This is a genomic window from Novosphingobium sediminicola (genome assembly GCF_014196525.1).
Lineage (GTDB): Bacteria > Pseudomonadota > Alphaproteobacteria > Sphingomonadales > Sphingomonadaceae > Novosphingobium > Novosphingobium sediminicola.
In genome coordinates this window covers 226193-240403 of sequence record NZ_JACIDX010000002.1, presented here as the reverse complement: position 1 = coordinate 240403, position 14211 = coordinate 226193, and the positions used below count along the sequence as shown (strand labels likewise).

The 14211-nt window shown below is 62.6% G+C and carries 10 protein-coding genes; all 10 read left to right on the top strand.

The window, feature by feature from the left end; genetic code table 11:
* Positions 1 to 221: 221 nt before the first annotated feature.
* The 10 genes from GGR38_RS03570 (at position 222) to GGR38_RS03525 (ending at position 14205) form a co-directional block, all read left to right on the top strand.
* Positions 222 to 3056, top strand: coding sequence for a TonB-dependent receptor domain-containing protein (locus tag GGR38_RS03570; RefSeq protein ID WP_343058972.1), 2835 nt, complete (start codon positions 222 to 224; stop codon positions 3054 to 3056).
* Positions 3057 to 3176: 120 nt separating this feature from the next.
* Positions 3177 to 4328, top strand: a complete 1152-nt coding sequence (locus tag GGR38_RS03565) for an amidohydrolase family protein (protein ID WP_183623023.1) — start codon at positions 3177 to 3179, stop codon at positions 4326 to 4328.
* Positions 4329 to 4343: 15 nt separating this feature from the next.
* Positions 4344 to 4913 carry a hypothetical protein gene (locus GGR38_RS03560; RefSeq protein WP_183622716.1) on the top strand — a complete coding sequence of 190 codons (570 nt, stop codon included), beginning with the start codon at positions 4344 to 4346 and terminating at the stop codon, positions 4911 to 4913.
* Positions 4914 to 4918: 5 nt separating this feature from the next.
* Positions 4919 to 5413 carry a c-type cytochrome gene (locus GGR38_RS03555; protein WP_183622714.1) on the top strand — a complete coding sequence of 165 codons (495 nt, stop codon included), beginning with the start codon at positions 4919 to 4921 and terminating at the stop codon, positions 5411 to 5413.
* A 20-nt stretch (positions 5414 to 5433) separates the two neighbouring features.
* Positions 5434 to 7326 carry a carboxypeptidase regulatory-like domain-containing protein gene (locus GGR38_RS03550; protein ID WP_183622712.1) on the top strand — a complete coding sequence of 631 codons (1893 nt, stop codon included), beginning with the start codon at positions 5434 to 5436 and terminating at the stop codon, positions 7324 to 7326.
* Positions 7323 to 9044 carry a tannase/feruloyl esterase family alpha/beta hydrolase gene (locus GGR38_RS03545; protein ID WP_183622710.1) on the top strand — a complete coding sequence of 574 codons (1722 nt, stop codon included), beginning with the start codon at positions 7323 to 7325 and terminating at the stop codon, positions 9042 to 9044. The genes GGR38_RS03550 and GGR38_RS03545 overlap by 4 nt, the downstream gene beginning before the upstream one ends.
* Positions 9041 to 9940: a cupin domain-containing protein gene (locus GGR38_RS03540; protein WP_183622708.1), complete on the top strand. Its 900-nt coding sequence runs from the start codon at positions 9041 to 9043 to the stop codon at positions 9938 to 9940. Before GGR38_RS03545 ends, GGR38_RS03540 begins: the two co-directional genes overlap by 4 nt.
* A 17-nt stretch (positions 9941 to 9957) precedes the next feature.
* On the top strand, positions 9958 to 11247 hold the full coding sequence (locus GGR38_RS03535; RefSeq protein WP_343058971.1) for an MFS family transporter: 1290 nt from the start codon (positions 9958 to 9960) through the stop codon (positions 11245 to 11247).
* The gene (locus GGR38_RS03530) at positions 11244 to 12668 is read left to right on the top strand and encodes an MmgE/PrpD family protein (protein WP_183622706.1); all 1425 of its coding nucleotides are present in this window, start codon (positions 11244 to 11246) and stop codon (positions 12666 to 12668) included. Before GGR38_RS03535 ends, GGR38_RS03530 begins: the two co-directional genes overlap by 4 nt.
* Before the next feature lie 16 nt (positions 12669 to 12684).
* Positions 12685 to 14205: a tannase/feruloyl esterase family alpha/beta hydrolase gene (locus GGR38_RS03525; RefSeq protein WP_183622704.1), complete on the top strand. Its 1521-nt coding sequence runs from the start codon at positions 12685 to 12687 to the stop codon at positions 14203 to 14205.
* Positions 14206 to 14211 lie beyond the last annotated feature (6 nt).

The following is a 14211-nucleotide window of genomic DNA, read 5'->3' as shown; positions in this document are numbered from 1 at the left end:
AACGGCTCTTTTCTAAGCTCGCCATGTCTATGAGGGTTTGAGGGGGGATTTTCCTTCCAAATTTTATCCATTAAAAATCAATATTTTGTAAAATAGTTCTTTGGAATGACGCCGCCTCTCGAACATGGCGTGAAAAAATCAGTGCCGCGAAAAAAGATCGGAAGGATTTTTCCCGCATTCCGCCTCCAACCGTGCCGAAGGATAAAGCACGGGAGGATGGAATGCCCAAATTTTCTGACAGACGCCGATTCTTGCTGGGAACGGCTCTTACAACCGCAATAATGTTGCCCAGTATTTCTTATGCAGAAGAATCGCCGGCGCCGGATAAGGAAATTATTGTTACCGGTTCGCGCCTGGTCGCCACCGGAAACAACAGCCCGACGCCGGTTACTGTGGCCAGTGTTGAGACGATGCTGACCGCCCAGCCTGCCGGTGTGGTCGAAGGGCTCAATGCGCTGCCCGGCCTGCTCGGTTCGATCAACACCACCTCGAATGTGAACACCGGCGGTTTCAACACGCTCAACCTGCGTGGCATCGGTTCGTTGCGCGGGCTCATTCTGGTCGATGGCCGCCGCGTCGGTTCGACCCAGAATCAGGGGCAGGTCGATGTCGACGTCATCCCGCAGATCCTGATGAAGCGGGTGGATGTGGTTACGGGCGGCGCCTCGGCGGCCTATGGTTCGGATGCGGTTTCGGGCGTGGTCAATTTCGTGACCGACCACAAGTTCAACGGTTTCAAGGCCGATGCGCGCGGCGGCATCTCCGGTTATGGCGATGACCGCAAGATGGGCTTTGGCGCGGCCTGGGGCAGCGATTTCAACGAAGGGCGCGGCCATTTCGAAATCGGGCTGGAATATAGCGACAGCGCCGGTTTCACCCGCGCCAGCCGCCCTTTCCTCAACAATTACGCCAGCATGGTGGGCGCGGGCACAGCCGCCAGCCCCTATAATCTGGTCTATGGCGCCACGCTCAATTCGGTGGCCTTTGGCGGGCTTATCAACAGCGGCCCGCTGTCGGGCATGATGTTTACCCCCAATGGCACGCTGACCGCTTTCAACCCCGGCACGCCCACCAGCAGCAGCGCGATAAACATTGGCGGCGATGGGGCCTATTTCAAAGGCTCGACCGCCGGTTCGGCGCTGGTCACCTATCGCTCGATGGCGCGGCTGGATTATGACATCAATGACAGTCTCCATGCCCACGCCTCGCTGATCTTCACCAAGTTCAAGCAGAGCTATACCCAGCAAAACCCGCTGTTCAGCAAGATCGCGATTGCCTACAGCAATCCTTTCCTGTCCTCGGTGCAATCGGCCTATGCGGCCACCATCGCGGCGCAGGCCGCGGGCAGCTCGTTCCAGCTCTCCAAGATGGATCTGGGCCTTTCGCCCTATACCATCAACGCGTTTGAAACCTATTCGAACGCCGATGTCGGCTTTGACGGCAAGCTGGGCAATTTCACCTGGCAGGCGGGCTATTACCGCACGGAATCGATCCAGAGCACGCGCAACAATGCCGCGATCAACCTGAACAAATTCTATGCCTCGGTCAACGCGGTGAACAGCGGCGGCAACATCGTCTGCAACGCCTCGCTCACCAATGCCAGCTTTGCCAATTGTGCACCCTATAACATTTTCAACGCCGGCGATCCCCGCAACGCGGCCGCCATTTCCTATTTCACGCAGGTGGCCGCCAACACCCAGCATTGGACCACGGACGATTTCAACGCCGATATCCATGGCAAGCTGTTCGATCTGCCCGCTGGTCCGGTCAATGCGGTGGTGATGGCGGAATGGCGGCGGACTTCGCTGGAGGTGACGTCCAATGCCACGCCCAATGACGCGATTGATTGCAACGGGATTCAGTTCAACTGCGTCAACAATGTGAATGCCGTGCGCTATCTGGGCGGCGGCGGCGCGGCGCCCTTGCCGCAACGCACGCAAAGAGTGACCGAATTTGCCGGTGAAATCGAAGTGCCGGTGCTGCACAATCTGCCCTTTGTCGATTCCTTCACGCTGAATGGCGCGGCGCGCTACACCAATTACAGCACCAGCGGGACGGTGTGGACGTGGAAGGGCGGCGCGGTCTGGCATGTGGGCGATCAGTTGACGCTGCGCGCCACGCGTTCGCGCGATATTCGGGCGCCCAACCTTTATGACCTCTATCTGCCCGCAGCCATCACCACGACGACCTATACCGACATCCTGACCGGGGTGTTCAATCCGCAACAGCCGCAATTGAGCCAGGGCAACCCCGCGCTGAAACCCGAAAAGGCCGATACGCTGACCTTTGGCGCGGTGTTCAAGCCCAAATTCATCCCCGGCTTCAGCCTTGCCGTCGATTATTACCGGATCAAGATCAATCAGGCCATCGTCGGCATCGCCGCATTCCAGCCCGCGACATGGGCGTCCTGCGTTTCATCGGGCTATACCGGCTCGGTCTGCTCGCTCTATGTGCGGCCCTATGCCTATGGTTCGCCGCAATATGCGACTGCGGCCAATGCGCCCACGCTGCTGCTCTCGCAATCGCTCAACGTCGCCTCGCTCAGCACGCATGGCGTCGATATCGAGGCCAATTATGCCGGGCGTCTGGGCAGCCATCCCTATTCGCTGCGCGCGCTGGTCACCTATCAGCCCACGCTGCGTTACGATCAGGGGCCCAGCGGCGTTGTCGATGTGGGCGGCGCGGCCGATGGTGTGGGCGGTCTGCCGCCGATCGCCAAGTGGAAGATCGTGGCCGATGCCAAATTCGACGTCACTGAAAAGCTGCATGTCTCGCTGCGTGAACGCTGGCGCGCAGGTCTGCGCCAGCATGGCACGGCCTCGCTGGCCTTTGCCATCGGCGACATTCCGGCCGTGGGCTATACCGACACCAACATCAGCTATGACGTGACGCCCAACATCAACGCCTATCTCAACGTCCAGAATCTGTTCGACAAAAAGCCGCCCGTTTTCGCCAGCACAGGCGGCCAGAGCCAGATGAACTATCTGGGCGGCTTTGCGCAGGGCGATGACATCGAAGGGCGCTACTTCACCGTTGGCGTGCGGATGAAGATGTAATTCCGGCCGGATCGGGGGAGCGCGCGCTTCCCCGATATTTTTTGCCAGCTGGGGAAGGATCGCGCCGCTTTGCGCACTCAAACTGAGGCAGTCCTTTTCAAACAACGGGACAGGGAGAAGATGATGGAGCCGACACGGCGCAATTTCATGAAAGCCGGCGCGCTTGCTTCGGCGGGTGGTTTGCTGGGCGGGGCTCAGACCCATGCACAGGCCAAGGGCGCGGCTCCGCTGCTGGGCAAAAGTTTTGCCGAACATGCCAGCCCCAAGCTGTGGACCAGGCCCCAGCGGCCGACCGGGCCGATTTCGATTGACGTACACAGCCATTGGGCGCCCCCGGCCTATCTCAAGGCCAAGGCCGATTTGGGCCAGCCCGATTTCCTGCCGCCGATCAACCACGATCTGGACCATCGCAAGGCCGGGCAGGAAAAGCTGGGCATCCAGATGTCGCTGCTGACGCTGGGCGGTTTTCGTCCGTGGGTCTGGGTGACGCCCGAACAGGGAGCGATGATCGCGCGCGTCTCGAACGATGCCGCCATTGCCGCGCATAAAGCCTATCCCAGCAGCTTCATCGGCGGGATCGAGGTCAATTGCTCCGATCCGGTTGGTTCGTTGGCGGAATTGAACCGTGTGGCGGGGCAACCGGGGATGGTTTGCCTCCATCTGCCCACGTCGCTGGCCGGGCGCGATTTCATGTTCGAGCCTGCGTTTCAGCCGATCTTTGCCCGCGCGCAGGAATTGCGCCTGCCGATCCTGCTCCATCCGCTTGACGGCGAGGCCAACTGGTTTGGTGGCAAGCGACTGGCCGATGCGGCATCGGGCGTGGCGCCGGGCGGCAATGAGGCGGCCAATCGCTTTCCGGGCCTGACCAATTCGCTGGGCAATTCGCTGGAGGTCGCGGTCTGCATGACCAAGCTGATTTCCTCGGGCACGCTCGACAAATATCCCGACATTGACTTCATCGCCACCACGGGCGGCGGGGCCTTGCCCTATGTCGGCGGGCGTCTGGAAAACCGGGGCGGGGGCAAATATCCCAAGGCGGTCTATGAATATTTCCGCCGCTTCTATTTCGACACGCTGACCTATTGGCCCGAATCCCTGCGCTTCATGGTCGAGATGGTCGGGCCGGATCGCGTCGTGCTGGGCACCGACAATATGTATTCGCCCGGCGTGATGATCGAACAGCCGCACTCGCTGATCGATCAGGCGAATTTTGCCGAGAGCGACCGCGATCTCATTCTGCGCGGCAATCTGCACCGCCTGTTCAAGCTCTGAGACGGGATTTCCACCATGATTATCAAGAAGGATTTGCCTTGCCTCGCCCTGCTGGCGCTGGCCGCTCCCGCTTTTGCGCAACAGGCGCCTTCCGGCCCGCCCAAGGAGCCGCGCGACAAGGGCGTCTATATCACGCTGGATCAGATGAAGGCGATTGCCGACGGCGTGGTCGAGGCCAATGGCCAGCCCAAGGCTTTCAGCAAGCGGCTGATCAATGCCAGCACCCATTCCACCGCCTTCATTCGCATGACCAAGCCCGAAGGCCCCCATGCCCATGGCACATGGAGCGAGCTTTTCGTCGTGCGCGAGGGCAGCGGCATTCTGGAAACCGGCGGCACGATCACGGGCATCACCGGCCATGATTCGGCAACCCACAAGGATCTGTTCCTCGATCCCCAAACGCCCCAGCCCGCCCCGCGCAAGCCCGCCCCCGGCGATCTGGCGGGCACCGATGTCGAGGGCGGCTATCGTCAGCATGTGAAGGCGGGCGACATCATCCTGATCCCGGCGGGCGTCTCGCATCGCTGGGTCGGGGTGGATGGTTTCGTCACCTATCTCGACATCAAATTCCCCAAGGCGGATTGAGGCATATGGCGCAGAGGCGGGCAAAATGGGCGGTGCGCGGCGTGATGCTGGGCGCGTTGATGATCGGATTGGCGGCGCAGGCGCAGGAAGGGGGCGCTCCGGAGAAAAACCCGATCAAGGTGGAAACGCGCCCCTATGATACGGCGAAACTGGCCGCGGACGAGGCCATTCCCGCCAATGTCTATCGCGGTCGCACGATCTGGCTGCAACGCTGTGCCTATTGCCATGATGGCGTGGGTCAACCTTCGTATCATACGGTCGGCCCCTTCCTTGCGCCGGAGATCACCTCGGGCCTTGGCGATGCGGGCTTACGTCAATTCCTGACGATGGGAACGGAAAACATGCCCTCGTTCCAATATACGCTCAGCCCGGCGCAGATGGATGACGTGATCGCCTATGTCAAAACCATCCCCGCCAATGCCCAGCCCACCGAGGACCAGCTGGCAGGCCGACTGCCGGGCGCCAAACCCGTTCAGGGCGCTCAAGGATCGGTGGACTGACCATGGGAGCGAACCAGCCAATGCACACAATCCGCAAAATCGCCCGCGCCGTTCTGGTCGGGGCGGCGGCGCTGACCGTGGCCAGCGTCCATGCGCAAATGTCGAAGGTCGAGGCGCCCGGCCTGATGGGCGTCATCCGCGACGCCGGGGGCAAGCCGATGGCGGGCGTGACGGTGACGCTGCGCAACGTCAAGCAGACCTTTGGCACCAGCGTCCATACTGACGAGCGCGGGGTCTATCTCTTCCCGCATCTGGACGCCGGGCAATATCGCGTGATGGCGCAGGCGGTGGGCTTTTCAGCGGCACGGGCAGAACTTGCGCTTGATGGCGAACATACCGGGACGCAGGCGCTCAGCCTGAAACCGCTGGCTGACTATGGGTTGCAGCTCAACGGCTATGAATGGTTCAACGGCCTGCCGGATGACAGCGCCGCGCATAAACGGATCAAGCAGATCATGTATGTGGCCTGCACCGGATGCCACAGCCTTGATGTCGTGCTGCAAAATCGGTTCGACGAAAAGGGCTGGAACATCATCGTCAAATCGATGGAAAACGCCTTTTATCAGGGCCATCGACCGGGCGATCTGAATGCCGCGCAATTGCGCTGGGAAGGGCAGATCATCCGCCGCCACCGCGATGAACTGGCCCATTATCTGGCCGAGGTGCGCGGGCCCACTTCGAAATTGCTGCCCAAGCCCTTGCCGCGCCCCGCCGGCGATGCGGCCCGCGCGATGGTAACGGAATACGAATTGCCGCTGAAGGAAACCGCCAATGACCCCAGTTGGTATACCGGGCAGGAATGGGCGCTTGGGCCATCGGTGGGCATGCATGGACAGGTGGGCATCCATGACGTGATCGCCGACGTGAACGGTCAGGCATGGATCACCCAGGCGCGCGAAACCTTTGAAACCAATCGCTCGGTGGTCAAGCTGAACCCCAAAACCGGCGCGATGCAGCATATCACCGTGCGCGGCGCCAACAATCAGATGCTGTTTTTTGAACAGATCGCCGAGGCCGACGGCAATGACAATATCTGGATGCATGGCGGCCCTTATATCGTCCGCCTCAACCCGCGCAGTGATGCGTTCGAAGGCTGGCGCAAGCCCGATGTGATGGGGGGCATGGGCAATTCCACCGATGTCGATTCCAAGGGGCGCGGCGTCACCAATGCCCGCTATGGCACGGTGGTGTTCGACCCGGCCGAACTGGGGCGCAAGGATGTCGCCTATCCGGGATGGCACTATTACCAGCAGAACACGGTCGGCGATGGCACGACCTATGGCATTTCGGTCGATGCGCATGACAATATCTGGTGGTCGGAAAGCTATGTCGACAAGGTGGCGATGCGCGATGCCAAGACCGGCAAGGTCACCGAATTCGACATGCAGGACCCGGAGTATGAGACCCGCCGTGGCCTGATGACGCGCGAGGATCTGACATGGTATGATTCCATCGGCGGGGGCACATGGGCGATCAATTCGGCCTCGCCGCTGCCCTATATGAACATGCCGCGCCGCCTTGCCGCCGACAAGAACGGCGACAAGGTATGGGTGCCGATGTGGGCGCAGGATTCCATCGCCGGTATCGACATCAACACGCACAAGATCACATGGCACAAGCTGCCGATCCACACCCATCCCTATAAGACGACGGTGGATCGCGACCATAATGTGTGGACCGACAGCGGAATGGCCAATGCCGCCTTCCGCTTCAACCCCACCAGTGGGGAATGGACGATGTTCCCGATCCCCAGCCACGGCTGCGCCTCGCGCCATATGAGCTATGACCGCTACAGTAACGAGATCTGGGTGCCTTGCGATCAGTCGAACAAAGTGGTGCGGTTTCAGTTCCGCAGCGCGGAGCAATTGAAGGCGCTGGAAGCCGCAGCCAATCCCGTGGGAGGCAGGAAGTGAGCCGCGCCTTGCGCCGCGCGGCGCTTGCCGGACTGATGCTGGGTGCGCCCGGCATCGCCCATGCCGCATCCTGCGAGGATCTGGCGGGGGTGAAACTGGCCGATGGCGCGATCACCGCCACTCAGAGCGTCACCTCGCTCGACGCCGTCTCGCCCGCTTTGGCCAAGGAAAGCGCCGCGCCCTTCTGCCGCGTTACGGGGACGTTAACGCCCACTCCCGACAGCCAAATCAAGTTCGAAGTCTGGCTGCCGCTGGAACGGGCGTGGAACGGCAAGTTTCAGGCGGTGGGCAATGGCGGCTTCTTCGGCTTTCTCAACCATCGCGGGGCCTTGGGGGGTGTCAAACGCGGCTATGCCACCATGACCAGTGATCTTGGCCATACCAACAGACCGGGGGCCAGCGAGGATTCAAGTTGGGCGCGCGGGCACGGGGCAAAGGTGGTCGATTATGCCTATCGCGCCGAGCATCTGAGCGTGCTGGCCTCGAAAACCATCCTTGCCGCCTTTTACGGTCGGCCTGCGGACCATGCCTATTACACCGGCTGTTCGGCGGGGGGCATTCAAGGCCTGACCGAATTGCTGCGTTATCAGTCCGATTTCGACGGCTATGTGATCGGCAATGCCACGCCCGATCATGTGGGGCAGGAACTGGGCGCGATGTGGAACACGTTGCAGGCCTCGCTGAAATATCCCGCCGATGCGCTCAAACCGGCGCAGGTCAGCGCGATCCACGAGGAAGTTCTGAAGCAATGCGTGGCCGCCAGCGGCGGGTTGGCCGGGGATCGTTTCCTGACCGATCCGCGCCTATGCCATTTCCGGGTCGAGGCGCTGGCCTGCAAGGCGGGCGAGGGCGTCACCTGCCTTAGCCCGCGTCAGGTGGCGATTGTCCGCGCGATCTATCTTGGCCCGCGTAACTCGCGCAATGGCGAGGAGCATCTGGCCGGGATCATGCCGGGCAGCGAGCTGACATGGGACCGCTATTTCACCGGCAAGACCAACCCGGCCAAGGCGGATCGTCCATGGGCCGGCTTCATGATGGACATGGCCTATGGCGACCCGGATTATTTGGAGGGCCAGAAATACCAGTCCTTCGATTTCGACCGCGACGTAACCAAATTGCGCACCGCGATGGTGGGCGGCGAGACGCTGGACGCCAGCTGGAACACGCGCAACCGTGACCTCGACGCCTTTGCCGGGGCGGGGGGCAAGGTGATCCAGTATCACGGCTGGGACGATCCCAATATCCCGCCGATGGAGGCAGTGAAGTTCCGCAAAAGCCTGATCGAAAGCATCGTCAAACGCCGCAAGCTGACCCCGGCCAAGGCAGAGGCGCTGGTGGACAGCTATTATCACCTCTTCATGGTGCCCGGCCTTGGCCATTGCAGCGGGGGCGACGGGCCATGGAACATCGGCCAGTCCGGCCCTGCGCCGGGCATGCCGACCGATGGCGAGCATGATCTGCTCTCCGCCCTTGAAAACTGGGTCGAACGCGGGGTGGAGCCCAAGCGCGTGATCGGCGCGCATCTGGCGGGCGGCGCGCCCGGCCCCGGAAACCCCAATGGCGGCGGGGCGAATGCTGCGCCCGATATGACCCGCCCGATCTGCGCCTATCCCGCCGTGGCCAGTTATCGCGGCAGCGGCGACAAGAACGATGCTGCCAGTTTCACCTGTATCGCGCCGCCCGCCGGACGCACCAAGGGCAAAGGAATTGTCTCGTGAAGTGGTTTCTTCCCCCTTGCGTATTTCTTGTCGCTCTGGCCGGTGTGGCGCAGGCCCGGCAGGCATCCCTCTCGCCTGCCGGGCCATTTCATTTGAGTGCTGCGCGCGGGCCTCTGCGCGGGGTCGATCTGGCCCCCTTCAAGGGCCGGGCCTCCAGCGAGATTCTCGCCGGTCCGGGCAATGGGCTGGAAAGCGCCTTTGTCGTCTATACCCGCCTTGCCCCCCACGCCGCCGCGCAGGGCAGCATCGCCCTGCCGGTGGACCACACCTATCTGGTGCTGAAAGGCACGGCGCGGGTGGAAATCGGCAATGAGCGCTTTACGCTGAAGCCCGAGACGCTGGCGTTGCTGCCAGCGGGCGTTCCGCATCGTATCTGGAACGAGGTCGGCGAGCAGGCCGATGTGCTGGAAGTCATCACGCCCGCCCCCGCGCGCGATCTGGCCGGGTTGATCCGGCCTGCTGCGGCCTATCATGTGGATGGGGCGGCCCAATATGTCCGCGCCGCGCCGCCGCTGGGCGAACTGGCAGGCGGCACAGGCCATGCTTCGCTCAACGAACGCATTCTGGCCTCACGCGCCACCGGATCGCCCCATGTGCTGGAGCGGCTCAATGATATGCTGCCGGGCGGCGGGCGGACCGAGACGCATCTCCACCCCTTCGATCAGGTCTATTTCGTCCGCAAGGGCGAGATGAGCGTGCAATATGGCATGAGCCATTACAAGGCGCCCGCCAACACGCTGGTCGTGCTGCCCGTGGGCGTGGCGCATAACAATCTGAACGAGAGCGATCAGACGCAGAGCATCGTCACCCTGCTGCTGCCCGAACCGGAAAAGGGGCGCGCGATGGGGGCGGGGGTCACGCTGTCCGGCGGCGCCCCTGCGCCGCGTAACCCTTGAAATCACGGAGGATCCCTGTGCCTTCTTCACAACCCGTCGAACCGTCGCGGGCATCCGGCATCGGCGCGATCATTGCGGCATCCAGCGGCAATCTGGTCGAATGGTTCGATTTCTATGTCTATGCCTTCTGCTCGGTCTATTTCGCGCCTTTGTTCTTTCCCAAGGCTGACGCCACCGGGCAATTGCTCAACACGGCGGGCGTGTTTGCCGCCGGTTTCCTGATGCGGCCCATCGGCGGCTGGGTATTCGGGCGTCTTGCCGATCGGCGGGGGCGGCGCGCGGCGCTGGTGGCTTCGGTGCTGACCATGTGCGTGGGGTCGATGGTGATTGCGCTGTTGCCCACTTATGCGACGATTGGCGTCTGGGCGCCGGGCCTGTTGATGCTGGCGCGGTTGGTGCAGGGTTTTGCGCTGGGCGGCGAATATGGCACGGCGGCCACCTATATGAGCGAAGTGGCGACGGAAGGAAGGCGCGGGTTTCTCTCCTCCTTTCAATATGTCACGCTGATCGGTGGGCAATTGGCGGCCTCGCTGGTGGTGGTCATCCTGCAACACAGCCTGCCCGAGGCGGCGTTGCAGGAATGGGGCTGGCGGGTGCCCTTCATTCTGGGCGCTCTGGCCGCTCTGGCGGCGCTGGCCGCGCGGATGCGGCTGCGTGAAACCACCTCGGCTCATGACAGGCAGGACAGCGAGGCGGGCAGCCTGATCGCGCTGCTGCGCCAGCATCCGGCAGCCTTCCTCTCGGTGCTGGGCTTTACGGCGGGCGGCTCGCTGATCTTCTATACGTTCACCACCTATATGCAGAAATTCCTCGTCAATTCCGCAGGCATGGCGATCGGCGCGGCCAGCGAGGTGATGACGGTCTGCCTGTTCATCTTCATGTGCTTGCAACCGGTGATGGGGGGGCTCTCTGATCGGATCGGGCGGCGGGCCAATATGCTGATCTTTGCCATTGGCGGCGCGGTGATGACGGTGCCGCTGGTGGGCGCGCTGCACCGGGCCGATGGTCCGTTTCAGGCGGGCGTCCTGATCACTCTCGCGCTGGTTGTGATCAGCTTTTACACCTCGATTTCGGGCATCATCAAGGCCGAGCTGTTCCCGACGCAGGTACGCGCGCTGGGGGTGGGGTTCGCCTATGCGCTGGCCAATGCGATCTTTGGCGGGACGGCGGAATATGCCGCGCTCTTTGCCAAGAGCATCGGCCATGAAGGCGCGTTCTATTGGTATGTCAGCGCGATGATGGTGATGGTGTTTTTCGTAAGCTGGCGCCTGCCCCGCCGCGCGCCCTATTTGGGGGAAGCGGCATGATGCGGCTGGACAGGCGCGCGGCTCTGGGCGCTCTGGCGGCGCTGCCTCTGGGCGGGGCGCTGGCGGCGGAGCGTTCGGACATTACCGGCATTCTGGCCCGCCATATGGTCGCCTCGCGCGCTGCGGTTCTGCCGCCGGCGGTGATGGAGGCGGCGCGGCATCGGATCCTCGACACGCTGGGCGCGATGATTTCGGGCGCGCGGATGCGCCCCGGCCTTGCCGCCCTGCGCTATGTCCAGGGCCTGGGCGGAAAGGGCGAGGCGGGGGTAGCAGCCTCCTCTTTTCGCACCAGCGCGGTCAACGCGGCGCTGGCCAATGCCATGTGCGCCCATGCCGATGAAACCGACGATTTCGAACCTGTCACCAAGGCGCATCCGGGCTGCTCCGCCGTCCCCGCCGCGCTGGCCATAGGCGAAAAGAACGGCGCCAGCGGCATGGACCTGATCCGCGCGGTGGTGCTGGGCTATGACCTGGGGTGCCGGTTGCTGATGGCGCTGGGGCCGGACAGCGTGCGCGCCGGGCATCGCAGCGCCGAGGGCACATCCTCGACCTATTGCGCGCTGGGCAGCGCGATCCTTGCCCCGCTGGACGAAACGGGGATGCGCTATGCCCTGTCCTATGGCGCGCAGCAGGTTTCTGGCCTGTGGAGCTGGGTCGATGATGAGGATCACATTGAAAAGGCCTTCGACTTTGCAGGGATGGGCGCGCGCAATGGCGTGATGGCGGTCACCATGGTCGAGGCCGGGCTGACGGGGGTGCATGATGTGCTGGACGGCACGCATAATCTTCTTCGTGCGCTTTCGGCGCGGCCCGATCCGGCCGCGATGGTGGCGGGGTTGGGGCAGGACTTCTTCATCACCCGTTCCGCCATCAAGACCTATACCGTGGGCTATCCCAACCAGTCCGCGCTTGACGCGCTGCTGACGCTGCGGCGGGAACATGGGTTGAGCGCGGAAAGGATCGCGGCGGTGCTGGTCCATCTGCCCAGCGATGCGGTGGGGATCGTCGGGCAAAGCGCGATGCCCGATGTCAATTGCCCGCATCTGGTCTCGGTGGCGCTGCTGCGCGGGGGTGTGTCCTTTGTCGATGCCCATGATGCGGCATTGATGAAAGACCCCACCGTTCTGGCCATCCGCGCGCGGGTGAAGGTGGTGGGCGATGAAAGCCTGATGGACCCGGCAGCTCCGCGCGGGGCGATTGTCGAAATCACGCTGAAGGACGGCACGGTGCTGCGCCATCACACGCGCTTTCCCTCGGGCACGCCGGAAAACCCGCTCTCGGCGCAGGCGGTGGAGGCCAAGGTGATGGATCTGATCGTGCCGGTGCTGGGGCGCTCGGCCTCGCAACGTTTGGTCGATACTGTTTGGGCGCTCGAACGCCTTGATAATGTGCGAAAACTGGCCGCCCTGATGCGGGCCTGATTGGGGGAGAAATGTCGTGAAGGTTTTGAACCGGCTGTTGGCCGCCAGTCTGCTGTCGTTGGGGATGGCCACCAGCGCCCATGCGGCCACTTCTTGCGATGTGGCGGTCAAATCCGCGCTGCCCAAAGGCGAGATCCTCTCCGGCGTGATCGTGGCCAAGGGCGGCTTTGTCCCGCCCGCAGGGGCGGGGGGCAATCCGGCAGCATTCCGCGATCTGCCCTCTTTCTGCCGGGTGGAGGCGCGGCTGTTTCCATCGCCCGATTCCGACATTCGCGTCGAACTCTGGGTTCCGCTCGATGGCTGGAACAACCGCCTGCAAATGCTGGGCAATGGCGCCTATTCGGCCAATATCCAATATGGCGATCTGGCCATCGGCCTTGCCAAAGGCTATGCCGTGGTGGCCGGCAACACCGGCCATACCAATGATCATAATGGCGATTTCTGGGTCGGCCACCCGGAAAAGGCCACCGATTGGCAGACCCGCGCGGTGCATGAAACGGTGGTGGCGGCCAAGCAGATCCTTGCCGCGATGGCCGGGGCGGCCCTGCGTTTCACCTATTGGAATTCATGCAGCACCGGCGGGCGTCAGGGCTGGATGGCGGCGCAATATTTCCCCGATGATTTCGACGGTCTGGCCATCGGCGATCCGGCCAATCCGATGACGCGGCTTCAGGCCAATTCGATCTATATCACTCAGGCCCTGAACAAGACCCCCGAGAGTTTCATCCCCGCGCCCAAGTGGCAGATGATCCATGATACGGTGCTGAAAGCCTGCGACGCCAAGGACGGTTTGGCCGATGGTTTGGTGGAAAATCCGCTGGCTTGCGGTTTTGATCCCAAAAAGCTGCTGTGCAAGGCGGGCGATGCCGAAATTTGCCTGACCGCGCCGCAACTGGCCGCACTCACCGCCATTACGCAGGGCAGCCGCAATCCAAGAACCGGCGAGCAACTCTATCCCGGCTATCCGCTGGGTGCGCGCCTGTTGCCCGGCCCAATCGCGGGCAAGACCCCCGATACTTCGGCGCCGATCACCTTTCGCATGCTCTTCAACGACCCTTCGTGGGATTATCACAGCTTTGATTTCGACAAGGACACCGCCCGCGCCGATGAATTGGGCCGGGGCCGGATGAATGCGGTGGAGCCGGAGCGGCTTGCGGCGCTCTTTGCGCGCGGGGGCAAGATCCTGACCTATCACGGATGGGACGATTCTGCGATCAGCCCGCTGATTGCCATCAAACTGTATCAGGACGCGCTGGCCGCCAATGGGGCCAAGGCGGTCGATGGCATCCGCCTGTTCATGATCCCGGCCAAGGGCCATTGCGGCAATCCATTCGATCAGATGGAGCCGCTGGTCAAATGGGTTGAACAAGGCATCGCGCCCCAGACCATCACGGTCAGCTATAAACAGACCGGGCCGGACGGGCAGGCGCAGGAAAGGCTGCACCCGGTCTGCGCCTATCCCAAGGTGGCGCATTATACCGGCAAGGGCGGCCCTGATGATGTCGCCAGTTTTGCCTGCGTGGCCCAGAAGAGTTGAGGAGAA

Bases quoted from the DNA above. Each gene is read 5' to 3' on its own strand.
- GGR38_RS03530 (WP_183622706.1), top strand. From the start codon at position 11,244: ATGATGCGGCTGGACAGGCGCGCGGCTCTGGGCGCTCTGGCGGCGCTG.
- GGR38_RS03570 (WP_343058972.1), top strand. From the start codon at position 222: ATGCCCAAATTTTCTGACAGACGCCGATTCTTGCTGGGAACGGCTCTT.
- GGR38_RS03560 (WP_183622716.1), top strand. From the start codon at position 4,344: ATGATTATCAAGAAGGATTTGCCTTGCCTCGCCCTGCTGGCGCTGGCC.
- GGR38_RS03565 (WP_183623023.1), top strand. From the start codon at position 3,177: ATGATGGAGCCGACACGGCGCAATTTCATGAAAGCCGGCGCGCTTGCT.
- GGR38_RS03555 (WP_183622714.1), top strand. From the start codon at position 4,919: ATGGCGCAGAGGCGGGCAAAATGGGCGGTGCGCGGCGTGATGCTGGGC.
- GGR38_RS03550 (WP_183622712.1), top strand. From the start codon at position 5,434: ATGCACACAATCCGCAAAATCGCCCGCGCCGTTCTGGTCGGGGCGGCG.